At 69.8% G+C, this 22,866-nt stretch carries 23 protein-coding genes; 16 read left to right on the top strand and 7 right to left on the bottom strand.

The features are described 5' to 3' along the window. Nucleotides 1-38: 38 nt before the first annotated feature. Nucleotides 39-704, top strand: coding sequence for a TetR/AcrR family transcriptional regulator (locus BLW47_RS18085; protein ID WP_091558950.1), 666 nt, complete (start codon nucleotides 39-41; stop codon nucleotides 702-704). 118 nt (nucleotides 705-822) lie between these two features. Here BLW47_RS18085 and BLW47_RS18080 read toward each other — a convergent pair whose 3' ends face one another. From BLW47_RS18080 to BLW47_RS18060, 6 genes are all read right to left on the bottom strand, one after another. Next, nucleotides 823-1,677 (bottom strand): ABC transporter permease, encoded by an 855-nt coding sequence (locus tag BLW47_RS18080; protein WP_091558948.1) that lies wholly within the window; start codon nucleotides 1,675-1,677, stop codon nucleotides 823-825. Beyond that, the gene (locus BLW47_RS18075) at nucleotides 1,674-2,681 is read right to left on the bottom strand and encodes an ATP-binding cassette domain-containing protein (protein ID WP_091558945.1); all 1,008 of its coding nucleotides are present in this window, start codon (nucleotides 2,679-2,681) and stop codon (nucleotides 1,674-1,676) included. Before BLW47_RS18075 ends, BLW47_RS18080 begins: the two co-directional genes overlap by 4 nt. A 69-nt stretch (nucleotides 2,682-2,750) precedes the next feature. Then, nucleotides 2,751-2,945, bottom strand: coding sequence for a hypothetical protein (locus tag BLW47_RS24795; protein WP_139307350.1), 195 nt, complete (start codon nucleotides 2,943-2,945; stop codon nucleotides 2,751-2,753). A gap of 8 nt (nucleotides 2,946-2,953) precedes the next feature. Beyond that, nucleotides 2,954-4,183, bottom strand: a complete 1,230-nt coding sequence (locus tag BLW47_RS18070; RefSeq protein WP_091558943.1) for a vWA domain-containing protein — start codon at nucleotides 4,181-4,183, stop codon at nucleotides 2,954-2,956. Next, nucleotides 4,180-5,403, bottom strand: coding sequence for an AAA family ATPase (locus BLW47_RS18065; RefSeq protein WP_091558940.1), 1,224 nt, complete (start codon nucleotides 5,401-5,403; stop codon nucleotides 4,180-4,182). Before BLW47_RS18065 ends, BLW47_RS18070 begins: the two co-directional genes overlap by 4 nt. Nucleotides 5,404-5,447: 44 nt before the next feature. Next, a complete protein-coding gene (locus BLW47_RS18060) occupies nucleotides 5,448-6,728 on the bottom strand; it encodes a hypothetical protein (RefSeq protein ID WP_091559346.1) in 1,281 nt (426 codons plus the stop codon). A gap of 475 nt (nucleotides 6,729-7,203) precedes the next feature. On the opposite strand from BLW47_RS18060, the gene BLW47_RS18055 reads away from it, so the two are divergent. The 13 genes from BLW47_RS18055 (at nucleotide 7,204) to BLW47_RS17995 (ending at nucleotide 20,770) form a co-directional block, all read left to right on the top strand. Further along, a complete protein-coding gene (locus BLW47_RS18055; RefSeq protein ID WP_245736731.1) occupies nucleotides 7,204-7,926 on the top strand; it encodes an SDR family NAD(P)-dependent oxidoreductase in 723 nt (240 codons plus the stop codon). Between the two features lie 170 nt (nucleotides 7,927-8,096). Next, the gene (locus BLW47_RS18050) at nucleotides 8,097-8,513 is read left to right on the top strand and encodes a cupin domain-containing protein (RefSeq protein WP_091558935.1); all 417 of its coding nucleotides are present in this window, start codon (nucleotides 8,097-8,099) and stop codon (nucleotides 8,511-8,513) included. Nucleotides 8,514-9,181: 668 nt separating this feature from the next. Next, nucleotides 9,182-10,105: a hypothetical protein gene (locus tag BLW47_RS18045; protein WP_091558932.1), complete on the top strand. Its 924-nt coding sequence runs from the start codon at nucleotides 9,182-9,184 to the stop codon at nucleotides 10,103-10,105. 159 nt (nucleotides 10,106-10,264) lie between these two features. Beyond that, nucleotides 10,265-10,984 carry a peptidyl-prolyl cis-trans isomerase gene (locus BLW47_RS18040; protein WP_175543693.1) on the top strand — a complete coding sequence of 240 codons (720 nt, stop codon included), beginning with the start codon at nucleotides 10,265-10,267 and terminating at the stop codon, nucleotides 10,982-10,984. Further along, the gene (locus BLW47_RS18035) at nucleotides 10,984-11,433 is read left to right on the top strand and encodes a hypothetical protein (RefSeq protein WP_091558925.1); all 450 of its coding nucleotides are present in this window, start codon (nucleotides 10,984-10,986) and stop codon (nucleotides 11,431-11,433) included. Before BLW47_RS18040 ends, BLW47_RS18035 begins: the two co-directional genes overlap by 1 nt. Before the next feature lie 645 nt (nucleotides 11,434-12,078). Continuing rightward, the gene (locus BLW47_RS18030) at nucleotides 12,079-13,614 is read left to right on the top strand and encodes an FAD/NAD(P)-binding protein (RefSeq protein ID WP_245736730.1); all 1,536 of its coding nucleotides are present in this window, start codon (nucleotides 12,079-12,081) and stop codon (nucleotides 13,612-13,614) included. A gap of 1 nt (nucleotide 13,615) precedes the next feature. Further along, entirely contained in the window at nucleotides 13,616-14,233 is a 618-nt protein-coding gene (locus BLW47_RS18025; RefSeq protein WP_245736729.1) for a GNAT family N-acetyltransferase, read from the top strand. Between the two features lie 18 nt (nucleotides 14,234-14,251). Further along, complete coding sequence (locus BLW47_RS18020; RefSeq protein WP_245736728.1) at nucleotides 14,252-15,892, top strand: AMP-binding protein; 1,641 nt, start codon at nucleotides 14,252-14,254, stop codon at nucleotides 15,890-15,892. A gap of 44 nt (nucleotides 15,893-15,936) precedes the next feature. Then, nucleotides 15,937-16,269, top strand: coding sequence for an acyl carrier protein (locus tag BLW47_RS18015; RefSeq protein WP_091558922.1), 333 nt, complete (start codon nucleotides 15,937-15,939; stop codon nucleotides 16,267-16,269). A gap of 31 nt (nucleotides 16,270-16,300) precedes the next feature. Further along, nucleotides 16,301-17,422: a sulfotransferase family protein gene (locus BLW47_RS18010; RefSeq protein ID WP_245736727.1), complete on the top strand. Its 1,122-nt coding sequence runs from the start codon at nucleotides 16,301-16,303 to the stop codon at nucleotides 17,420-17,422. Nucleotides 17,423-17,468: 46 nt separating this feature from the next. Then, the gene (locus BLW47_RS18005) at nucleotides 17,469-18,233 is read left to right on the top strand and encodes an SRPBCC domain-containing protein (protein WP_091558918.1); all 765 of its coding nucleotides are present in this window, start codon (nucleotides 17,469-17,471) and stop codon (nucleotides 18,231-18,233) included. Further along, a complete protein-coding gene (locus BLW47_RS18000) occupies nucleotides 18,223-19,923 on the top strand; it encodes an acyl-CoA dehydrogenase family protein (protein ID WP_091558915.1) in 1,701 nt (566 codons plus the stop codon). Before BLW47_RS18005 ends, BLW47_RS18000 begins: the two co-directional genes overlap by 11 nt. 10 nt (nucleotides 19,924-19,933) lie before the next feature. Further along, on the top strand, nucleotides 19,934-20,770 hold the full coding sequence (locus BLW47_RS17995; RefSeq protein ID WP_091558912.1) for an alpha/beta hydrolase family protein: 837 nt from the start codon (nucleotides 19,934-19,936) through the stop codon (nucleotides 20,768-20,770). Nucleotides 20,771-20,868: 98 nt separating this feature from the next. Here BLW47_RS17995 and BLW47_RS25835 read toward each other — a convergent pair whose 3' ends face one another. Further along, entirely contained in the window at nucleotides 20,869-21,426 is a 558-nt protein-coding gene (locus BLW47_RS25835) for an ATP-binding cassette domain-containing protein (RefSeq protein ID WP_281247287.1), read from the bottom strand. Between BLW47_RS25835 and BLW47_RS17985 the strand changes: the two genes are divergently transcribed. Continuing rightward, nucleotides 21,341-21,934 carry an NADPH-dependent FMN reductase gene (locus BLW47_RS17985; protein WP_091558907.1) on the top strand — a complete coding sequence of 198 codons (594 nt, stop codon included), beginning with the start codon at nucleotides 21,341-21,343 and terminating at the stop codon, nucleotides 21,932-21,934. The two genes, BLW47_RS25835 and BLW47_RS17985, sit on opposite strands and share 86 nt — an antisense overlap. 105 nt (nucleotides 21,935-22,039) lie before the next feature. Beyond that, a complete protein-coding gene (locus tag BLW47_RS17980; protein WP_091558904.1) occupies nucleotides 22,040-22,798 on the top strand; it encodes a class I SAM-dependent methyltransferase in 759 nt (252 codons plus the stop codon). Nucleotides 22,799-22,866 lie beyond the last annotated feature (68 nt).

The following is a 22,866-nucleotide window of genomic DNA, read 5'->3' as shown; positions in this document are numbered from 1 at the left end:
GCGTTCTTTTAAGTTGCGCCAGTACTCTGGAGCACGAGATGACACGATCGGCATTCCTGCGGGCCAGGCGGCCCGAACATAAGCAGCAGCGGCGCGAGGCGATCCTCGCCGCCGCCCGCGAGCTCGCCCGCGCTTCCGGCGTGCGCAACGTGAGCCTGGGCGCGGTCGCCGACACCGTCGGGCTGGCCAAATCGAACATCGCCCGATACTTCGGCACCCGCGAGGAGATCTACCTCGAACTGCTCGCCGAGGAATGGCGTCAGTGGGCACAAGCCGTCTCCGCCCGGCTCCGCGACGCCCGCGGCACAGCCGAGGCGATCGCCGCGTTGGCCGAGACGATCGCTGAGCGGCCGCTCTTCTGCGACTTACTCAGCCACGCCTCGACCAGCCTGGAACACAACGTGTCGGTCTCCGTGGCCCGCAGCTTCAAGCACGCGCTGCACGATCTGCTCGACACCATGGGCGCCGACGTAGCCCGTGCCACGGAGCTGACCGAACGCGAAGCCGGCGAACTGATCGCCATGGCCAGCGGCATGGCCGGCATGCTCTACCCCGCCGCCAACCCGCCACCCGCACTAGCCCAGGTCTACGCCGAAGACCCGCAGCTGGCCGCTTCCCGCCCCGCGTTGCTACCTATGCTGATCCGCGCCCTGTCCGCGCTGGCCGCTGGCCTGCCCACGCTCAGGGACAACCCACACCGTTAGCCGCGACCACCAAAGCCCACACAGACTGTCAGCGGCCGAAGCGCTTGCCCTGAGCCTGATGGCTGCGTGCGGCTCACCCTGCGCAGCGGTGGCCAGTTTGAGGCCCCGACCACGACGATCAGCGCCGGTTGTAGCGGTACATCGTCAAGGTGCCGAAGACCGCCACGAACCCCGCGCTCCACAGCAGCAACCACATGGTGTTGGACGGGTCGGACGATCCCGCCATCGCCGCCCGGACCGCGGCGACCAGGTGGGTGATCGGGTTGACCTTGACGAATGCCTGGAGCCAGCCGGGCATGGTGCCCGGCTCGACGAACACGTTGCTGAGGAACGTGAGCGGGAAGAGCACCATCATGCTGACGCCCATCACGGACTTCTCGCTGCGCAGGATCAGACCGAAGAACGTCCAGACCCAGGAGAAGGCGAACGAGAAGACCACCAGCAGGCCGATCCCGGCCAGCACGCCGAGCACCCCGCCGTCGGGCCGGAACCCCAGCACCAGCCCGACGCCGAGGATGACCAGGGCGGCGAGGACGTAGCGCAGCACGTCGCCGAAGATCATGCCGACCAGTGCGGCCGGTCGCCAGACGGGCAACGTCCGGAACCGGTCGAAGACGCCCTTCTCGATGTCGGTGTTGAGGCCGACGCCGGTGTACATGGTGATCATCACGACGCTCGTGACCATGATGCCGGGCAGGAAGAACTGCAGGTAGTCACGCGGGCTGTCGGCGAGAGCCCCGCCGAACAGATAGGTGAACATCAGCACCATGATGATCGGGAACGCGGTGACGTCGAACAGCTGCTCCGGCACGTGCTTGATCTTCAGCATCGCGCGCCAACCGAACGTCAGCGATGCCCCGAGCGCGCTCGGCCTGGGCGGTCGCGCACCTGGCGCGAGGACGGTTGCCAGCGCCTCGGCGGACGGTACGTAGACCGACGACGGCCGGCCGGTAGTGGTAGCGGTGTCGCTCATCGGGCTGCCTCCATCTGGTCGTCCCGCTCGTCGGCCGCGGGATGGTCGGTCAGGGCCAGAAAGACCTCGTCCAGACTCGGCTGGCCGAGGGAGAAATCGTCGACGACGATGCCGGCGCGGGCCAGGTCCCCGAGCGCGCGGGCGGCCTGCTCGCTCGCGACGAGGTCCGAACCGTCCCCGCCCACCCGTGCCGTCAACGCGACCGGATCCGCCTCGGGCTGCACCGCCACGCCGAGCGCCGCCCCGAGCAGCTTCTCGGCCTCCGGTCGCTGCGCCGGATCACGCAGCCGCAGGTGCACCGTGCCGGAGCCGACCGACGACTTCAGCTCGCCCGGCGTGCCCTCCGCGATCACCTTGCCGTGGTCGACGACCGCGATCCGTCCGGCGAGCTGGTCGGCCTCGTCCAGATACTGCGTGGTCAGCAACACCGTCGTTCCGTGCGACACCACGGCCCGGACGATCTCCCACACCTGATTGCGGCTGCGCGGGTCCAGTCCCGTCGTCGGCTCGTCCAGGAACAGGAGGTCGGGCGTGTTCAGAATGCTCGCCGCGATGTCGATGCGCCGCCGCATGCCACCGGAGTACTTCTTCACCTGGCGGCCGCTCGCCTCCGTCAGGCCGAACGCAGCGAGCAGCCGCTCGGCACGCTCACGGGCGGCCGGTTTGCGCAGCCCGAGCAGCCGCCCGAGGAGCACGAGGTTCTCCGCCCCGGTCAGGTCCTCGTCGACCGAGGCGTACTGGCCGGTCAGGCTGACCCGGGAGCGAACGGCGTCGGCCTCCTCGACGACGTCGTGCCCGAAGACCCTCGCCCGCCCGCCGTCGGGACGCAGCAGCGTCGCCAGCACCCGTACCGCGGTGGTCTTGCCGGCGCCGTTCGGACCGAGCAGGCCGTAGACGGTGCCGGCGGGGACCCGGAGATCGATACCGTCGAGCGCGCGGGTTTTCCCGAACGACCGGCGGAGGCCCTCGGCCTCGATAGCCAGGCCCGTGGTGCGTCTGCTCATGATCACAACCTTCCTCCCATATTCGTGGGTCCGGGGCGCTGGTCTGCCGTGGCCGAGCGCCAGGCCCCATCAACAGAGCTGGCCGAGCAGTTCGACGCCGACGGAGTCGCGAACCGTCACAGTGTGCAGCGTGGTGACGGCCGTGCGGAGCCGATCGACCGCGAGCGGACAGATGGAAACACAGCCGTACGACACGACATCGACGCGCGTGGCCCGCCACTCGTCGTACGCCGGAACGCGGCGGGACGGAGCCGATCCAGGCACCTTCGGGCCTATCGCGCCGCCGAGCCGATGTCGACCACCCGGGCCCAGGCCGGCGGCCGCTGCGACGTGTAGCCGGGATTGTCTTCACTGTCCGGCTTCCCGCGGGGGAACAGCCCGATCACGGTGCGGCACGGCGGCTGCCGCGCTGGCCAGGGTGTCTGGCCGTCGGTCAGCACGACGATCACGTCCGGCCGGGTCCGCAGGGCCCGGTCGAAGCCGGTGCGTAGATCGGTGCCACCCCCGCCGACCAGTGGGATCTGGTGGGGACGGCTGAGTTGGTGGACGAGCGGTGCGTCCGCGTCGCAGGGCAGGACAGTGATCAGGTCGCGGCGGCCGGACAGGGCGCGGGCGATCGCGGCGACTTCGAGGAGGGCGCTGCCGAGCTCGGAGTCGCTGACCGATCCGGAGGTGTCGATGACCACGCAGACCCGGGGTGGCCGGCGGCGCAGGCTGGGCAGGATGGCGCCGGGCACGCTCGCACAGCGGCGGGACGGCCGGTTGTAGGTGTAGTCGTCGCCCACGCCGGGGCCGGACGCGGCTGAGCGGACCGCCGCGCCGAGCAGCTTCTTCCATGGCTGCGGGGGGTGGAACACCTGCTCGGCCCACCGCTGCCAGCCGTGTGGCGTGTTTCCGGGGTGGCCGCTGATTCCCTCGGCCACGCGGAACCGTACCGCGTCGCGCGCTTGTGGGCTGAGGCCGCGGCCGCCGGCCGGTCCGAGATCCCACTCCCGTTCCAGGCCGTCGGCACCGCTGCCGCAATCGATCCAGACCATGCTCTGGGTGCGTGGCCCGAGCCGGAATTGGCGCAGGTAGTCCTCCATCAACTCGCCGGGGGGCAGGCCGAGTGCGGCCGGGTCGACCGCCCCGTCCGGGCGGACCAGCCCGTCGCCGTACGCGTCGTCGTTGATCTCGCAGTCGGCGGCGATGTTCATTCGGAGTCGTTCGCCCGGCCCGGTGAGCCCCTGCCGCTCGGCGTACCGGTCGCCGCGCCCGTGATGGTCGCGCAGCAGGTGGGACACCTCGTGTACCCACACGCCGGCGAGTTGCTCCACCGGGGTGTGGTCGACGAACGCCGGCGAGACGTAGCACCGCCAGTACGGGTCGACCGCCATCGTCGGCACCCGCCGCGACTCCACCACATGCAGGGCGAACAGCGCCGTGGCCAGGTACGGCCGGGCCCGGACGGCCAGGAGCCGGGCGGTGTAGAGCTTGTCGAGGTCCAGCGTCTTCGTGCTCATCGGCCGGCACCCGCGGCGGCCCCGACCCGGGCGGCCGCCTCGTCTGCCCGGTGGGACAGGTTCACCACCCCGGCGAGCCGGTCGATGGCCGCCGGTACGGTCCAGTCGTCACGGCGCAGTGTGGCGAGCGTGGTCGCAGGTACGACAACCAGGTCCGGAGGGCCGGTCTGCGACGCCCGGTCCAGCAGCGCCCACGCCGCGTCCCAGCGGGCCTTCTCCGGCCGCTTGCGCACGGCCGCGACCACGGCATCGAGTACGGCCTGGCGCAGGTCGCCCCGCTCGGGCAACGCGGCCCCGGTCGGGTCGGCGAGCAGCTCCTCAGGATCTGGCAGGTCGAGCCGGTCAAGGCTGGCCAGCAACTCCAGCCCCGGGCCGTCGCCGACCGTGCCTCTGACCAGCATGGACAGTACGTCGCGGGACGTACCGGCCGCCGTGGCAAAGGCGATCAGACGCAGCGCCATGTCCCAGCTGCGCGGTGAGGGCCACGGGCCGCCGCGACGCGCCTCGTCGGTGGGCATCCGGTGGACGAGTCCGGGGCGAGCCGACAGGAACGCGCACACCGCGCGGCGGGCGAGGCTGACCGCGTCCGGGAGGCGCGTGCGATCCAGCCGCGGCAGTGCCGTCCGGGGCCAGGTTCCGCCGAGCCCTCGTACCACGACGTCGTGTTCGTACGTCCATTGGAGGTGGACGAAGCGATTGGCCAGTGGTGGGCTCAGCTCCCAGCCGTCGGCGGCCGAGGAGCGCGGGTTGGCGGCTGCGACGATCCGCACCGCGGGCGGTAGCCGTAGGGTGCCGACCCGTCGTTCCAGGACGAGGCGCAGCAGCGCCGCCTGGACGGCAGGCGGCGCGGTGGACAGCTCGTCCAGGAACAGCAACCCCCGGCCGGTCCGTACCAGGCGTACCGCCCAGTCCGGCGGGGCCATGGGGACGCCTTGCTCGGCGGGGTCGTCGCCCACGATCGGCAGGCCGGAGAAGTCGGATGGCTCGTGCACGCTGGCGATCACCGTGGTCAGCGGCAGCTCGAGGTCGGCGGCGAGCTGGGACAGCGCGGCCGTCTTGCCGATCCCCGGCTCGCCCCACAGTAGTACGGGCAGGTCGGCGGTGACGGCGAGCATCAGGGCGGACAGCTGCGGGTCGGGGCGGGGTTCGGTGGTGGTGTCGGTCAGCAGCGCGAGCAGTTCCGCGGCGATGTCGAGCTGTGGTTTCAGGGCATCGGGCATGTGTCATCACCTGAGGGTGTGCGGGCGGGCCGGAGCCCGGGTGGTCAGCGGGAGGTCGTGTGGCGTCGGTGGACGCGGCGGTCGGCGGACTGGCGGTGCCGTGGGCCGAACGGCACGACTCCGGCGAGCCCGCAGCGGAAGAGCCCGTACGTGATGCGCCGTAGCGCGGCGGTCTCGAGCTCTTCTCGGAGCGCCCCGGCGCGTAGCAGCGCGTCGGGGCCAAGCAGCGCCTCGACGGTGGCCAGCGCGCCGGCGACGTCACCGTGGTCGAGGCGGGCGCGGACGTCGGGAAGGCACTCCGGGTGGCGGTGCGCCTCGTCGATCACGCGCAGGCAGGGCAGCGGGGTGCCGGTCAGCGCGGCGAGCAGCTCCTCCCGGCGGATCTCCGCAGCGTCGTGGTCGAGCGGTGTGAGCACCCCGCCGACCACGCCGATCCGATGCCGGACGCCCCGGCACTCCACCAGACGCGAATGCGGGTCCGGGCGCGGCGGCGCGACGGCCCGCGGGGGGCCCGGCCCCAGCGCCGCCGCGACCAGCGGGTGCAGCCGGTCGGCCTCGACCAGTCCGGCGTCGAGCAGTTCCTGATCGGGCAGCGTCCAGGTCGCCGCGTCGGGTAGCACGAGGGGCTCACCCGCCCGTCGGCCCGTACCGGTGCTTTGTCCCAGGAGCAGGCGCTTGCCGCCGCCGAGCCGTACGGCGACCGTGCCAGCGGCCATCCCTTCTGCGTCCAGCAGGATCGCGGCCTCGTCCGCCCACCTGTCGATGGCCCAGCCCCGTTCGTGCGGGGACAGGCCCGCGCGGACCCGTAGCTCGCCCGCCCTTCGCGCGTCCCACAGATGGCGGTGGAAGTCGAGGCGAAACCGCCGGTCGGGATGGGGATGTGGGTGGGCGCTCGGTCCCTGGCCGGACCGCGTCCACAGTGCGAGGCTCATCCGCTGGCCGGCATCGGCCCAGGCCGGGGGAGTGCGGACCACGAGATGCATCGGCCCGTTCGGCCCAGCCAGGTCGTACCGGGCCAGCGAGACCGTCAACCCCGGGCGCAGCAATCCGTCCGGCGCGATCCTCGGCATGTGCCAGCGCAGCAGGTCCGGTGCCAGGTGACGCAGATCGGACCGGATCCGCGCGGCGACCTCCCGGCCGTACAGCCGAGCCGCGGACCTCAGGTTGAAATCAACATCGACGCGTGCGGCGCTACACGCACCCGCCCAGTCCCCGACACGCCGACGGGCGGTCACAGACTCGATCATGGAAGGCGGCACGGCGTACTCGCGCACGCGCTGCCAGAGGAAGAGGCGAGAATCCCGGTCCATCGCTAGGGAGCGCATCAGCACTCACCGTTCGTGGACTGGACCCCCAATCTGCTACGAGATGGAGTCGTCATCGCCGGAGAGCATAGCGCCCCGCACCACCGGCGTCATCAGTCCGGCCCCCGGGTACGCCAGCAACCACCTCCGCCCGATTTCGCGGTTACGGTCTCTGCCTACTCGATCATGTGCCACTGCCGTCGCAAGCGCCAGGCGCGTCCAGCACCGCAAACGTCAGGCACCGCTGGTCGCGCCACGTCTAGCGTGCCCGCTCGGCGGCGGTCCCGTGGCCTTGGTCGGTGGAGACGTGACGCAAGGTGTGGAGGAACTCCGCGATCTCGGCATCCACGGCGCTGCGGCGTGTAGAAGACCGAAAATCGGTCCCGGAGCGTTGTGACCGGTGCGGGGCGGGTGGTATCGCGTCAAGGTGGAGACATCGGGCGGAGCTCGAGCGTGCGAAGGGAGGTCCGGCGTCATGCCGACCCGACGGTCGTTCGTGGTCACCGGGGGCGCTCAAGGCGTCGGCCGGGCCGTCGCCGAGCGCCTGGCTTGCGACGGTCAGGTCGTCGTGCTGGACGTCACCGGTCAACTCGGCTGGCGGCACGAACGTGTCACGCTGGTCACCGGCGACGCCCGCGATTCTGAGGCGGCCCAGCGAGCGGCCGCGACCGCCGAGGCCACGGGCCCGCTGCTCGGCTGGGTCAACAACGCTGCGATCTTCCGCGACGCCGGTCTCGGTGACACCTCGGCCGCCCAAATCCTGGACCTCATCACCGCGAACCTGGCCCCGGTCATCACCGGCTGCCACACCGCGGTCAACCACTTTCTGGCCAACAAGCGCGCCGGCGCGATCGTCAATGTCTCATCCCACCAGGCCCAGCGTCCCGTCCGCGGAGCACTGCCCTACGCGACCGCGAAGGCGGCGGTCGAGGGTTTGACGCGCGCCGCGGCCGTCGACCACGGGCCGGCCGGTATCCGCACCAACGCCGTCGCGTTGGGCTCCATCGCCACCGACCGGTTCGAGCGGTACCGTGCCCAGCACCCCGAAGTGGACGCGCAGATGGCCGCGCTGCATCCGCTGGGCAGAGTCGGCGCCCCGAGCGAGGTGGCGGACGTTGTCGCCTTCTTGCTGTCCCCTGCCGCCGGATTCGTCAACGGCGTCGTCCTCGCCGTCGATGGCGGACGAACAGTCAACGGGCTCGACCCCGAAGCCACCTGACCGGAACCGAACAGCCATCGCGGCAGTTGAGGATGAGTCGTGCCGGGTCAGGTGGCGCAGGCGTCGGGTCCGCACCGGTGGCGCCAGCCCGCCGGCCGTTGCGAGGATCCTTGCGACCGGTGCGATTCCTAGCACTTCCCGGGCTGCTCGCCATCGGCCAGGATTATCCAATGACCCACGAACCGATCGATCTCTCGGCCGCGCTGGCCAGCTTCGACACTCTGTGGAGCCCGCGGATCATCGCCCGTGTCAACGACTACGACGTGCGCATCGCCAAGGTGGCTGGCGAGCACGTCTGGCACGCCCACGCCCACACCGACGAGTTCTTCCTTGTCATCGACGGCGAACTGCACATCGCTTTGCGAGACCGCGCGGCCGACCCCGGCGGTGACGGCCGAGGGGAGCGCGTGGTCGTGCTGGCCCCCGGAGCGGTGTTCGTCGTCCCCGCCGGCGTCGAGCACCGGCCGTTCGCGCCGGCCGGAGCGTCGATTCTCATGTTCGAACCGGCCGGCACCTCGACCGTCGGCGACCGCCACGACCCGATTCCCGACCACGTCGACGTCACCACAGGGCATCTCCTCACCTGACCGCCCGGGAAACGTCGGTTCGAAATCCGCGCTCCGTCCCTCTTTTCGGCGTACGGCCCTCGTAATGATCGTCGAAGCCTAACGGCACTGATCTCGGCACCTACTTGGACAGGTCCCCTGGCGGTCAACTTGATTCGGGCTTCGAAATCTGTTCGCACGCCTCCGTTCGGTGCGTACGGCTGGGTTCGGGTTACCGCTGTAGCGCCGCTACGGGTGGAATCCGTGTCGCATGGCGTCGGTGTACGCCCGCAGGATTGCGCTTGTGGATCACTGCCCGAGAATCGCCCGAAAGGCCGCGTCGGAGCATAGACCGGCGAGGGCCCGCGCGAGGCGGGCCTAAACGGGCATGCGGCCCATTTCCATCTCCTCATCGGGGATTAGGTGGCCTGGTGCCGTCGTCCCGATGAACAACATCGTACGGCGCCGACGACGACCTGGTGGGTTGATCAATAAGTGCCGCCGGGCAACCTGGGGGTGATGGTGGAAATCGCAGGTCAAGCCCGTCGAACGAGTTTTGGCATGGCGCGCGGGGCCTCGGCGGTGATCGATTGCGGAAGACACTCAGCGACGCTTGTCTATTGCTTTGAGTGGCCAACTGACGATAGTGTCGCTGCACGTGGCGACATCGCCGCTTTCGCGCACATCGATGGAGCATCGGGGGTTACATCGTGAAACGCAGGTCTCGATTCATCGCCCAGATCGGAGTTATTGGAGCCGCCCTCCTCGTGTCCACGGCGGCTGTGCCAAATGCCGTTGTCGCGGCCGAGGTGCAGCCCTGGGGCACCGACCAACTCCGAATCACTGCGTCAGGGGCCAACCAGGACTCAGGCACGTTCGCCCGTTCAGCCACGGAGATCGAGTTTGCGGCAACGGCCACGAGCGCGCTGCGCGCGGACGTGACCCTCACTGTCGGCGGCAAGAAGTTCGTGGCCAAGAAGGACCTCTCGAAGGGGGTCGCTCAATGGTCCGGCGGAGGGGCGGCACTGCAACCGGATGACCACGACGCAATTGTCGCCTTTGCCGAGGATTTGAGTTCCACCTGGGTGAGCGAGGACAACAGCAAGGCGGCTATTCCACTGCACCGCGACTCGATCCTCCGCTTCGCCCTGCTGCTCGCCGAGGCGCCCGTTGGGGTCAAGATCGGCACCCAGGATGTGCCCCGCCCGGTGGAACGTTACGGTAAGCGGAAGCTTCCTGAGGGTACACCGGCGGTAGAGAGCTGTATCGAAGCAAGCACCGCCAACGCCAGTCTTGACAGTGCCGAACGAGGCGCGGCGCTCGCGGCATGTCAAGAGAGCAACGAAGACGGCATCTTGTACACCGGATGCAACGAGAACGCCTGGGTGGTTCACGATGCGGACAGCCACTGCTTCCTGGGCGAAACCATCTACGTCGGCCCGGCTTCATACGACTGCATGGGTAAGTGCGGCGGCGGATGTTTCATAATCACCGGATACACCTATGACTGTGCCGATCACGACCGTTGCGGCCGGGCTCACGGTGGATCGACGGACCCCTGGGACAGCGAGTGCGGCGACGAGTATTGGGAAGCCGACGACGATTTCCTGTGGTCCACCAACCAGTGTGGTTAGAGCACTCTCGTTATGAAGAAATCACTTGCCCTCACCGCATGGCTGGCCCTGGTTGTGTGGATGGCGGCTGGCTGTTGGTCCACGGGTCGCTCCGTGGACCAACAGCCACAGCCGAACGTCCTGGCCACAGTGTCCGGGGAACCAATCACGATCGAGCAGGTGCGCGCGCTGATGGTTGACCGCCCGTTGCCGGCGGTCTTGATCCCGGGCCGATACGCCGGCCCGTGGACAGAGGCGCTGGAACGGGCCATCCGCGACGAGCTGCTTGTCCGCGAGGCCGCTCGCCGAGGAATCGACGCGCCAACCAGGGCCCAGCAGATCGCCGAACTCATCAGGCGAGAGCAACGCGACGGTCACGGCCTCACGGCTGATGACATCACCGACGGGGAGGCGCGCGCCTGGTACGAGCAGAACCGTGCGTTGTTCGGAAAGGTGGAGCAGGCCGATGTGGCCTGGGCAGAGTTCACCAACGGCCCCCAGGCCAGGAAGCTTCTCGAAAGCGTTACGGGTACCGACCAGACGACATTCTTGCGATTGGTGCGCGAGGCTGACGCGGCTCACAACGGCACGGCCACAATTGATCACAAAGCTGAAGGCGCCGATCCGATGATTGCGCGCGCGGCCTTCGCCGTGGGCACTGCTGGCGGCGTCGGCTTGGCACCCGATCCGGCGAATAACCGGTGGTGGCTGGTCCGGGTCGAGCGCATCTCGTTCGAGCGGGTCACGTGGGACGCCGAGGTGACCTACCAGGTAAAATCGGCGCTGGCCGCCCATCGCCAAGAGGAGCACCTGCGCCGGCTCACCGACTCGTTACGGAAGCAGTGGCCGGTCGACGTGAACGAGACTCGGATCGCCGACATGGTTAAAAGGGAGTCGTAATGACCGTTGCAACCATTGTCGGCGGAGTTCTGGCGCTGTTCGTCGCCGTGGCGGCGTTCATTTACCTGGGGCGCCGGCGCACTACGCCGCAAGCCCTTGGCAGAGCATTACGACTGCTCGCGTTCGGGGCGACGCTGGGGATTGCCATCGCCCTGGTGCCCGCCACCACGTCGGACAGCGGTGCCTCCGCCGCTTACCTGCTGGGTGTGCCGATGGCCGTGGCCGTGTTGCCCCTCGTCGCAGACCTGACGGGCCGCGCGGTCGGAATCACGACGGCGCTGGGGGCGTTGGTGCTGCTGGCATGGGGCCTGATCCTTGGCCTCGGCGACGGAGTCTATTTCGTGATTCCGGCCCTGGTTCTTGGAGTGGCCGCGGTCGCATCGATTACCCCACGGCGTGGGATGTCCGCCCGCAATCACGGGGGGCAGACCGTCAGGGCCCCGGAGTAATCCGCAAAGGTCCACTTTGGGCTGACCCGATTGGGTGCCCGGATGCAGGGCGAGCACGGCACCTGTGGATCCTGGAGTTGTCCAGGCGTCACGATCTACAAGAGGTGCCGTGCTCGGCCGGCCCCGGCCCCGGCCCCGGTAGCCACCGCCGGCGGCCCTGACGCGAAGCAGGCGATGGCGCGCTGACGATCCGGGTCCGGACGAGGGGTTGACCCGCCACCGCACGGCACCTACTGTGACGTGAGTCGATGCGACTTGTGAGATCGACTCTGACGTGGGTGATTGCAATATCGGGGGCCAGATCTGATTCCGGCGATTCGTCGGGATCATCCTCCGCGCGGGACCGGCAAACACCAGAGCCAAACAGACACGGGGGTGTCTCGGTTGATGACTGCGTCCGTCATTGTGAAATCTGACCCGGGCCTGAAGAGGGCGAGCGCAGGCCGGTCCGCAACTCCGTCCTGAGACACCGCCACCGCAAGATTTGTCGGCGACCGTGCGATGGCGGTCCACGACCATGCGGACCGGCGGCGCCGTCGATCGGAGACGTCTTCAGGATCAACACGGGGAGAAATGCGGGTGGGTAAAAATAGCGGGGAAGTATCGGTGGCCGTGATCGGCCTAGGCCCTACCGGCACGTGCTTTGTGTGGAAGCTCATCGACGAGCTTCAGGCCGATCCGTCCGCGGCCCCGGTACGGCTGACGGCGGTCGACCCTGCGGAGGAGCCGGGATCGGGCTACGCCTTCCAGGCAGCGCACCGCCTGAACATGCGGGCCGGCCGCCTGCACGTCGACCCCCGGTCTCCCAACGGTTTTAGCGACTGGTTGCGCGTCCATCGCGGTGCCGTAGACCGCGACGACCTGGAGTATCCGCCGCGTCGGCTCTTCGGGCGCTACCTGAGGCAGGTCCTCGCCGGGGCGGTCGCGTCGGCCGAGCGGGCAGGCGTAGCCGTCGAGCACTGGCGGACTACGGCGGTGGACCTCGATCGCAGCGGCGAATCGTTCCGGATTTCTGGTGCGGACGGTGCGACGCGGATGTTCGACGTCGTGGTCCTGGCGACTGGGGAGTCCCGCAACGGCGCCCTCGCCCACTGGGCGGACCGGCAGAACTTTGTCGCCTCCCTCGCCGACACACACCAGCTCGGGCAGATTCCGCCCACTGCAGATGTCGGCATTGTCGGCAGCAGCCTGAGCGCCGTCGACGTCTGCGTCCAACTGCTCGCGCAGGGCCATCAGGGGCGGATCTCCTGCTACTCGCGTACACGGGGATTTCCGAAGGTCCAGAGCGCGACCGCCGAGCAGCAGCCGGCGCTGCTCGATCCCGGCTGGTTGCACGGGGTGACCCAGGCGGGACGCCGGCGGATCCGGCTGAGCACGGTGGCGCGGGCGGTGGCGGAGAGTCTCGACGCCCGCGCGCGCGAGCCCTACACACCCGGGATGCCGGATGCCCGGGAGTGGTTCTCCCGCGCCGGTCGGCGGCACCGCCGACGACAGGACGAGAATCAGGTCTTCGCGGCGGCGGTCGCCGCGGCGGTGGAGTCCCCAACCACCTGGTACCACGCGCTGGACTCCTTGTCGCCACATACCCCCGCCATCTGGCACGCCATCGACGAGTGCGACCAGATGCTATTCCTCACCAGGTGCCGCGCTCGCTGGAACGAGTATCGGCACAGCATGCCACTGGTCAACGCACGGGCGCTGCTGCCTGCCGTGCTGAGCGGACAACTGACTGTGCGCACCGGGCTGACGTCCGTCACTCCGGAGGATTCCGGCACTGCCCGCCGCTGGCGGATCAGCACCCGTTCGGGCCCGCCCGGCCACGCGTACGATTTTCTCGTCGACGCGACCGGCGGGCATCTGGCCATCGCCTGTCAGCGTGACGCGCTGCTCCGCGGCGCGATCGTGCGCGGTCTGCTCACGATCGACCCGCGTGGCGGCGTGCGGGTGGCGTTCGACACCTGCCAGGTCCTCAGCGCGGACGGCAGCACGCGCCCGAATCTCTACCTTGTCGGCCCGCTGACGTTCGGGACGCATTTCTACACGAACTCGTTCGAGACCAACCGGGACAACGCCTTCCGGGTCGCCCGTGCGGTCCGCCTGAGCCTCGCCCGAGCCCGGGGCCGGCCGGCCAACCGGGCGGCGGGCGCCGAGATGACGCAGATGACCGGGGGGAGTAGGTGACGTGGCACAGCGGATGCGGATCCGACGGGTGGTGCGCCTGCGGCGCGGAAACACGTTTGTCTGGCGGCCCGCCGAGGCGGGCGACGCCGAAACGATCTGGGGATGGTGGACTACCCCGGGCCTGGCGTACTGGGGTACCGCTCCTCGGGTGGCGAAGGTCGGACCGCCGCCGCACGGCCCGGAGACGGTACGCGACTACCTGGCGCTGCCGGCGGACCGGCTCGGGGTCGAGCCGGTCGTCGGTGAGCTGGACGGACGGCCGGTCGCCTATGCCGAGACCTACGCCAAGCGGGACAGCCTGCTCGCCGACGTTCCACTGATCGAGGACGAGGCCCGCGGGTCGCACCTGCTGGTCGACCCGACGGCGCGGGTGGACCGGCGCATCGTCCTAGAGGTCATTGTGGACGCGGTGGACTGGGCCTTCGAAACCTGGCCGGAGGCCAGGCACTACATCGGAGACCCCGACATCCGCAACCGGTCGATGGTGAACCTGCACAAGATGCTGGGGATGCGGCAGATCGCCGTGGTCGAACTGCCACACAAGACCGCCTGCCTCGTCGCGGTCAGCCGCACCGACTGGACGAACGACCGCGAACGGATCGCCTCGCTCATTCGCTGAGGACACAGGGGGTTTCACGTGCTGCCGGAGACAGAACATCGCGACGAGACGGTGACCGGGCTGCTGGAGCGGATCGCCGCCACCGGGACTGGCGAACTGCTCGTGGCCGAGACCGGCGAACGGGTTCCGCTCGCGGATCTCCTGCGGATCAGCCGGACGGCGGCCGCACAGTTGCGCGCTGATGGCGTCCGTCGGGGCGATCCGGTGGGACTGGTCGCGGAGAACGGCCTGGTGTTCCTGCGCGCCCTGCTCGGGATCCTGCACGCCGGCGCGGTGGCCGTTCCGCTTGCCATTCCCTCGGCGATGGGTGGGGTGCACGGCTACGTCGACCACCTGCGACGGGTGCTTACCGACTCCGCGATGCGACACCTCGTGGTCAGCTCGGCCTGCCTGCGGGTGCTTCGCGCCCGCACGGCCGAGCTACCAGCCGTCCGGCTGATCGACGGCGACGCGCTGCCGACCACGGGATCGGAGCTGGCCGAGCCGGTGAGCACCGACTCGCTCGCGGTGATCCAGTACACGTCCGGCAGCACCCTCCGGCCCAGGGGCGTAATGCTGAGCCACCGCAACGTCGTAGCAGGACTCGACGCGATCGTCGACGGGTGCGCGCTGACCCGGACGGACGTGGCGGGACTCTGGATCCCCCTGTTCCACGACATGGGGCTGTTCTCGACCCTCGCCGCCCTCGTCCAGGGCATGCGCGTGGTCCTCTGGCGCCCGTCCACGTTCGTCCGGCGTCCGGCAGCGTGGCTGGAGCAATTCGTCGACCACGGCTGCACGGTCACCACCGCGCCAAACTTCTTCTACGACCAGCTGATGGACGACGCCGACCGCATCCCGAAGGACCTCGATCTGTCCACGTGGCGCCTGGGCCTGAACGGCGCGGAGCCGGTCCAGGCCACCACCGTCGACCGGTTCCGGGGAGCCTTCGCCGACCGGGGCCTGCGTCCCGACATCATGGTGCCCGTCTACGGGATGGCCGAGGCGACGCTCGCCGTCACGTTCGCGCGGCGCGGCACCCGCCCGTCGGTCCTCTGGCTGGACCGGACCCGGACCCACGAGAGCGGCCTGGTTGTGCCCGCTGAACCGGGTGCGCCCGGCGCCCGCCCGCTCGTCGCAGTAGGTCAGGCCGTCAGGGGTGTCCGGATCCGCATTGCCGGTGCGGACGGCGCCGAGGACCGCCTCGGTGAGATCGAGATAGCCGGCACGCCGGTCACCGCCGGCTACTTTCGGGAACCGGCTGGGGACCTCTTCACGTACGACGGCTGGCTGCGGACGGGGGATGAGGGGTTCGTGCACGGCGGTGAGCTCTACGTCGCCGGCCGGACCAAGAACATCGTGGTGATCCGCGGCCACAACTACTACGCCGAGGACGCGGAGGCGATCGTCCGAGACCTGCCGGGCGTCTACCGCCGGCGGTGCGCAGCCGTCGGTCAGGACGACGAGCGCGGAGAACGGCTGGTCATGGTGGTGGAGACCGGGATCGAGTCGAGCGACGAACGACGGAGCCTGACCAACCGCATCCGATCCGAGATCTCCGCCGGCCTCGGTCTGCTCGACGTCGCCGTCCAGCTGATACCGCCGCAGAGCCTGCCCCGCACGAGCAGCGGCAAGGTGCAACGGGCCAAGGTGCGCGCCAGCGTGCCGTCGGTGCCCTGAGCACCGCCGGGCTCTCGAACGATCCGACCACGGAAGGAAGCGCCATGCGTGATCCGCACGCCACGGTGGAACACCAGGTCCGCGTCGTCATCGCGGACCTGCTGAACCACCCCGTCGAGACAGTCGACCAGGATGCCGGCCTGTCCGACCTGTCCGGCTTGGACTCGCTGACCCTGTTCCAGATACTCGACGCCGTCGAGAAGAAGTTCGCGATCTCCCTGGACGAGTCCGAGCTGTACGGGGCCAGTTCCCTGAGTGATCTGACGAAGCTCGTGGAGGTCGCGTTGACCGACAAGACGCTGGCAGCGGGCGATACCTCCGGCATCGCGACGAAGTCCCCGACCGCAACAACGGGTGACGGCCATGAGCGTCAGTGACACGGCCCGTCCGGGCATCGTCAGCCTAGCCTTGGATGATCTCGTCACACGTGCGCGGGAAGCGGCGGGTGACGATGACCGGCGGCCACTGCGGTTCCTGCCCGCCCTCCGGCGCCTGCTCGACGCGGTGGAGAGCGAGGCGGACCTGAACCCCTTCGGCCGCCAGGCCCTGCACGACTTCGTGGTCGCCCAACTCGTCACGCAGATCGAGACGAGCCGGCTCGTGCAGGCCAATCCGGAGATCGAACGGATTCCGGTGGAGAACGTCGTCGTGATCACGGGCATGCCGCGCACGGGTACGACCGCTCTGCACAACCTGCTCGCGGAGCACCCTGACCTGCGGGCGCCACGGTTGTGGGAGATGCTGGCGCCCGCGGCATCGACCGATCCGGCCTCGGAGGAACGGCTGATCCGGACTGCCAGCAGGTACGTCGAGCAGTACTACAGCGTGGCGCCGGCGTTCCGGGATCTGCACCCCTTGGACGCGCTGCGGCCCGACGAGTGTCACCGATTAACCGCTACAACCTTCTCCAGCTCGATTTTCGCGCAGCGTTACCATGTGCCGAGCTACCTGGCCTGGCTGGACGAGCAGGACCTACGGGAGACGTACGAGTACCACCGCACGCTGCTGCGGTGCATGCTGTGGCGGCGGCCCGGGCAGCACGTCGTCCTCAAGTGCCCGTCCCACCTGTGGCACCTGGAGGCGCTGGCCGCGGTATACCCGCAGGCGCGAATCGTCCGGCTGCACCGCGATCCGGCGACCAACCTGGCCTCGGCGTGCAACCTCACTGCGGTCGTACGGGGGGCCAACGGGGCCAGGGCCGACCGGCACGCCATCGGCAGCCAGTGGTTCACGTACGCCCGACAGGGATTGTCGGGCCTGCGTCAGGGCGACCGGTACGGGCCAGCCGCGCACACGCTCGACGTGCGACAGCGGGACCTACGGGCGGACCCACTGCGCGTCGCCGCGCGGGTGTGCGAGTTCGCTGGGGTGGCCCTTTCCCGGGAAGCGGGCGCCCGGCTGGCCCGGCACCTGAGCGAACAGGCACCCGAGCGCAGCGGCGGGCCTGGCTACTCGCTCGCCGACTTCGGGCTGGACCAGAGCCGGATCGATCGACAGTTCGGCGGTTACCGCGCCGAGTTCAACGTGTGAATGCAGAGACCGGCGGCGCGCCGCTGCGGGGGAAAGGACGACGTCCATGACAGACATTGCCAAAGAGCTCGCCGCCGTTCACCGGGAGATCGGCCATCGGCGGATTCCGGCGGGCGACGGGCGCAGCGTTCTGCTGCGGCGTGGTTACCGGGCGAGCGCGGAGGAGGTGTGGGACGCCCTCACCAATTCCGAACGGATCTCACGCTGGTTTCTCGCCGTCAAGGGTGAGGGGCGTCCGGGGGCGGCCTTCGCGTTCGAAGGCAACGTGCACGGCACCGTCGTGCGCTGCGAGCCGACGCGGCTGTTCACGCTGGAGTGGGTGATCGGGGACAGCCCGGCGGCGGAGGTGACGGTGCGGTTGTCCGACGGTGCCGGGGAGACCCTCGTCGAACTCGAACACACGGCCGTCGTCGACGAGCGCTTCTGGGCGGAGTTCGGGCCGGGGGCCACCGGCGTCGGGTGGGACCTGGCGCTGCTCAGTCTGCACCTCCACCTGCGCAACGAGGCGATCGTTACCGCGGATCCGGAGGCCGGTCAGCACTCACCGGAGTTCACCGGGCTGGCCGCGTTGAGCAGCCGGGCGTGGGGAACGGCGCTCGCCGCAGCGGGTGCGAGCGCGGCGGAGGTGACCACGGCCGTGGAGCACACCGCTGCGCTGTACGCCCCGCCGGCCAAGATGTTCGCCACCCGCAACTGGATGCGGGCCAGCCGGGCCGCGTTCCTGCGGCACCTCGTGTCGGCGCCGGCCACCCCCGCCGATCGCTTCCCCCTGTCGGCGACGTCGCGAGTAGGCACTTCCGATGCTGACTGACGAAGATCTTCGCGGCACCTGCGCAGCGGACCGGTCGGCCGCAGAGCTTGAGCAGTTCCTGGGCGACCCGAACCATCCCGAGGCGGTATCCGCCTTCTCCCGCAGCGTGGAGGAGGACGAACGCGACGAAATGCCCTGGCACGCGATGGACGCGCTGCGCTCCTGGCAGTTCCCCGGCTTCCTCGTACCGCAGGCGTTCGGTGGCCGGCTGCACTCCTTCCAGGAGTTGTTCGCGATGTGCCGTACGATCGCGCGCCGGGATCTGCGGCTCGCGGTGTCGTTCGGCACCACCCTGCTCGGCGCGAACCCGGTCTGGCTGTGGGGCGACGACCGGCAGCGGCGGTGGCTCGCCGGCCGGCTGCTCGCCGGCGACCTCGGCTCCTTCGCGATGTCGGAGCGCGACCACGGCAGTGACCTCGCCGGGTGCCAGGTCTCCGCCCGGCGCGTCGGCGACCGCTACGTGCTCAACGGCGAGAAGTGGCCGGTGGGCAACGCCACCCGGGGTGCATTCTGCACCCTTTACGTCACCACCGGTCCCCGTCAGTTCTCGCTGCTGCTGGTGGACAAGGCGCGGCTGCCGGCCGAGCGCCACCACAACAGTCCGGGCGTCCCGACCGTCGGCCTGCGCGGCCATGACCTGAGTGGCATCGCGTTCACCGACTGCCCGGTGCCCGCCGATGCGCTGCTGGGACCACCGGGCGCCGGCATACCGCAGACGCTGAAGACCCTGCAGATCACCCGTACGCTCATCGCGGCGCTCTCGTTGGGCAGTCTCGACACCGCGCTACGCGTGGCGTACGCGCACGCCCGTGGTCGCCGCCTCTACGGGGCGCCGATCACCGCCCTGCCGGCGATCCGGGACATCCTGGTACGGGCTTACCTCGACCTGATCATCGGAGAGTGCGTGTCGATCCCGGCGGTCCGGGCAATCACCGAGGCGCCCGAACGGCTTAGCCTGTGGTCCGCGATCGTGAAGTACTTCGTCCCGGTCACCGTCGAACGGGCGCTGGCCGATCTCAACACCGTGCTCAGCGCGCGGGGCTACCTGCGCGACACCGTGCCCGCCCGCACATTTCAGAAGCTGCACCGGGACCAGGCGATCGCCAGCATCTTCGAGGGCACGACGCACGTGAACCTCAGCTCGGTAGCGGCGGACCTGGTGTTCGCCCCCGCCGGTGCGGGCGGTGACCCCGCACCGCTGCCGGCTTTGTTCGATCGGCGGGCCGAGCTGACGCCGTGGACGCACGACGCCCGGCGCCTGCACCTGACCAACGGTGGTCGGGACGAGATCGGGGGTGCGTGGCCGGAGCTTGCATCGCGCTTCTCGTCCTGGAAGTCAGTACGCCGGCTCGACGCGGCCCACCGTGAGCTGGTCGAGCGGCTGTCCGGCGTGGACCGGCGGGCGCACGGCTCAATGCTGGCGCACACGGCCGCTCGGGTCCACTGCGTGCTGCACGCCGCCGCCTGCGTGCTCCTGACCGGTGTCCACAACACCGGCGGGGTCTTCGCGGACGAGAGCTGGATGCTCGCGGCGTTGGACCGGCTCGCCCAGCACCTCGATCCGACCTGGCAGCTTTCGCCGGGCCCGCTCGCCGCGGTTGAGGGGATGCTGACGGCACAGGTCGAGGCGCCCGAGCTGTTCTCACTGACCCCGATTCCGCTGCCGACCGGACAACTACCCGAAGGATAAACTCTCGCCAATGGATCCCACTCAGGAGTACATCGACCGTGACGGGGCTCGGATCGGGGTGCAGAGCTACCCGGAGCCGGGCCTCGCCGACGCACCCGCCGTCATGATCTGGCCCGCGATGGGCGTGCCGGCCCGTTTCTACCGGCCGTTCGCCGAGCAACTCGTGGCTGCGGGGACAGCCGTACACGTGGTGGACCTGCGCGGCACCGGCGCCAGCTCGCCCCGCCCCGACCGCTCCTCCCGGTACGGGTACCCAGAGCTTGCGGCCGACGTCGGCGCCGTCCGCGACTGGCTCGCTCCCCGCATCGCCGGGCGGCGCACGGTGCTGCTCGGCCACTCCCTGGGTGCCCACGTGTGCCTGCTGCACCTCGCCCTCGACGGCGGATCCGGCGTCTCCGGCATGGTCGTAGTGGCCGCCGGGCTCGCGTACTGGCGGACCTATCCGGGGGCCCGCGGGCTGCTGACGCTGGCGCAGACACAGACGGTCGCGACAACCACGGCGCTGCTCGGCGTCTGGCCAGGGTGGGGTTTTGGCGGCCGGCAGTCCCGCGGCGTGATCCGCGACTGGGCGTACACCGCGCGGCACGGTCGCTACCAGCCAGTGGCCGGGACCGACCCGGAGCCGGCCCTTGCCGCGCTCCGCGTGCCGGTGCTCGCGGTCAGCGTTGCCGGTGACGACTACGTACCCCCGTTCAGCCTCGATCACCTGTGCGGCAAGCTCGTCTCGGCACCGGTGGAGCGGGTGCACTACACCGGTGAGACCGGTGCCCGGCTGAACCATTTCGCCTGGGCGCGGACCGAGGGCTCGCTCGCCCGCCGGGTGGCCGACTTCGCCAGCCGCCACTGACCAGACGGCGGCTGTTCGTCGGTGATCGACCATGCTGATCACAGCGCGACCCATCGCGCCCGGCACACCCACTCCACCAACCACCGACGGATTCAGGCTCAGGCGGGGGCGGCGGCGGAACTTTCGGCGATGCGGAGCGCCTCGACCAGACCCCGGTAGAGGGAGTCGCGCTCCATCAGGTCGGCGTGTGTGCCGCGTGCCCGCACTCGACCGTTCTCGATCACGACGATGGTGTCGGCGTCGAGCACCGTCGAGAGCCGGTGGGCGATGGTGACCACGGCGCCCTCGGGGTGGGTGAAGAGCAGGTTGTCGCGGATCGTGCCGGGCAGCAGCGGGGTTTCCTGTTCGACGTACGCCAGCCGGCGGCGGATCTCGGCGTGCGAGTAGGTGGGGTAGGGGCGGCCGTCGAGGGCCACCGTGCCGGAGGTCGGCTCGAGGAAGCGCAGGATGAGGGAGAACAGCGTTCTAGGGTGGCCGCGGTGGTGCTCATCGCGGCAGCCCGCACCGTAGATCGGCGGCCCCGCACCCCGCGCTGTACGCGTCGGGATGTGAGAGATAGTGGGGGCAGACGTGACGGAGTCGCCGTACCGGCTGGCGGTTATCCTCGCCAGCGTCCGCTCGGGCCGATTCGGTCCGGTGGTGGCGAAATGGTGCACCCGGCAGGCCGAGCAGCGCGGAGACGTGGTCGTAGACCTGATCGACCTGGCGGAAACCCCGCTCCCGGTGGCCGGCCAGGCCACTCCGGTCGTCACCGGGCAGTACGAGGCCGAGGATGTACGCGCCTTCGCCGAGCGAATCGGCCGGGCAGACGCATTCGTGGTCGTCACGCCCGAGTACAACCACGGCTACCCGGGCGCGCTGAAAATTGCCATCGACGCGGTGAATCCGGAGTGGCATGCCAAGCCCGTCGGCTTCGTGTCCTACGGCGGCATCTCCGGCGGCCTACGGGCGGTGGAGCAACTGCGGGTGGTCTTCGCCGAGCTGCACCCCGTGACCGTCCGCGAGACGGTCAGCTTTGCGATGTGCCACGGCAAGTTCGGCGAACGTGGTGAGCCGCTGGAGAGCGGGCCGGTGAACCAGGCGGCGAGAGCGCTGCTGGACCAGATCGCCTGGTGGGCGCGGGTGTTGCGCGATGCCCGCGCAGCTCGGCCCTACCGCGCCTAGGGGTGCTTAGCGGGAAGCCGCCCCGCCGCCCGTGACGCGTCTACGACACAAGCGTGGTGGTGCCCGTGGACGAAAGCCAGTTGACGGCGCGGTGAGGATGCGGGTGTGCGTACGTTCAACGACCTGGTCGATGAGGCCGCCGCGGTGGACGTGTCCGGGTGGAGCTTCGACTGGCTCGACGGCCGGGCCACCGAACAGCGACCGCCGTGGGGGTACTCGCGCCTGCTCGCGTCGCGCATGCCCCACGTTGCCTCGGCGTTGGATATCGACACCGGCGGCGGTGAGGTCATCGCCGGGGTGCCGCAGCTGCCGCGGCGGATGGTGGTCACCGAGGGGTGGCGGCCGAACGTGGAGCGTGCCCGTGCCCTGCTGTGCCCCCGGGGAGTTGAGGTCGTCCCGGTTGAGCCGGGCCGGCCGTTGCCGTTCCCCGACGCCAGCTTCCAGCTGGTGACCAGCCGCCATCCCGTCGACCCCGACTGGTCGCAGATCGCCCGCGTGTTGGTCGATGGCGGCAGCTACCTTGCCCAGCACGTCGGACCCGCCTCCGCGTTCGAGCTCATCGAGTACTTTCTCGGCCCGCTGCCCGGCCAGCGCCTCGCTCGTGATCCCAACCGGGAAGTCGCCGCGGCGCGGGCGGCCGGGCTGCAGATCGTGGACCTGCGCACCGCCCGTTGCCGGATGGAGTTCTTCGACATCGGCGCGGTCGTCTACGTCCTGCGCAAATGCGTCTGGTGGGTACCCGACTTCAGCGTCGAGCGCTACCGTGCCCATCTCGAACGACTTGATGCCCACATCCGCAGGCATGGCGCCTTCGTGGCCCATTCCAGCAGGACCCTGATCGAGGCCAGACGCGCACCCCGCTGACTCCGTGTCTTCCGCTCGTAGCCGCCGTGCGCGCGTTGCCGCCTGCGCGGTGTGCAATACATCCAGCC

Source organism: Micromonospora pattaloongensis (genome assembly GCF_900107255.1).
In the GTDB taxonomy this organism is placed as follows: Bacteria; Actinomycetota; Actinomycetes; order Mycobacteriales; family Micromonosporaceae; genus Micromonospora_I; species Micromonospora_I pattaloongensis.
Note: the sequence above shows the minus strand (reverse complement) of the source record. Positions and strands in the feature narration are given on the sequence as shown.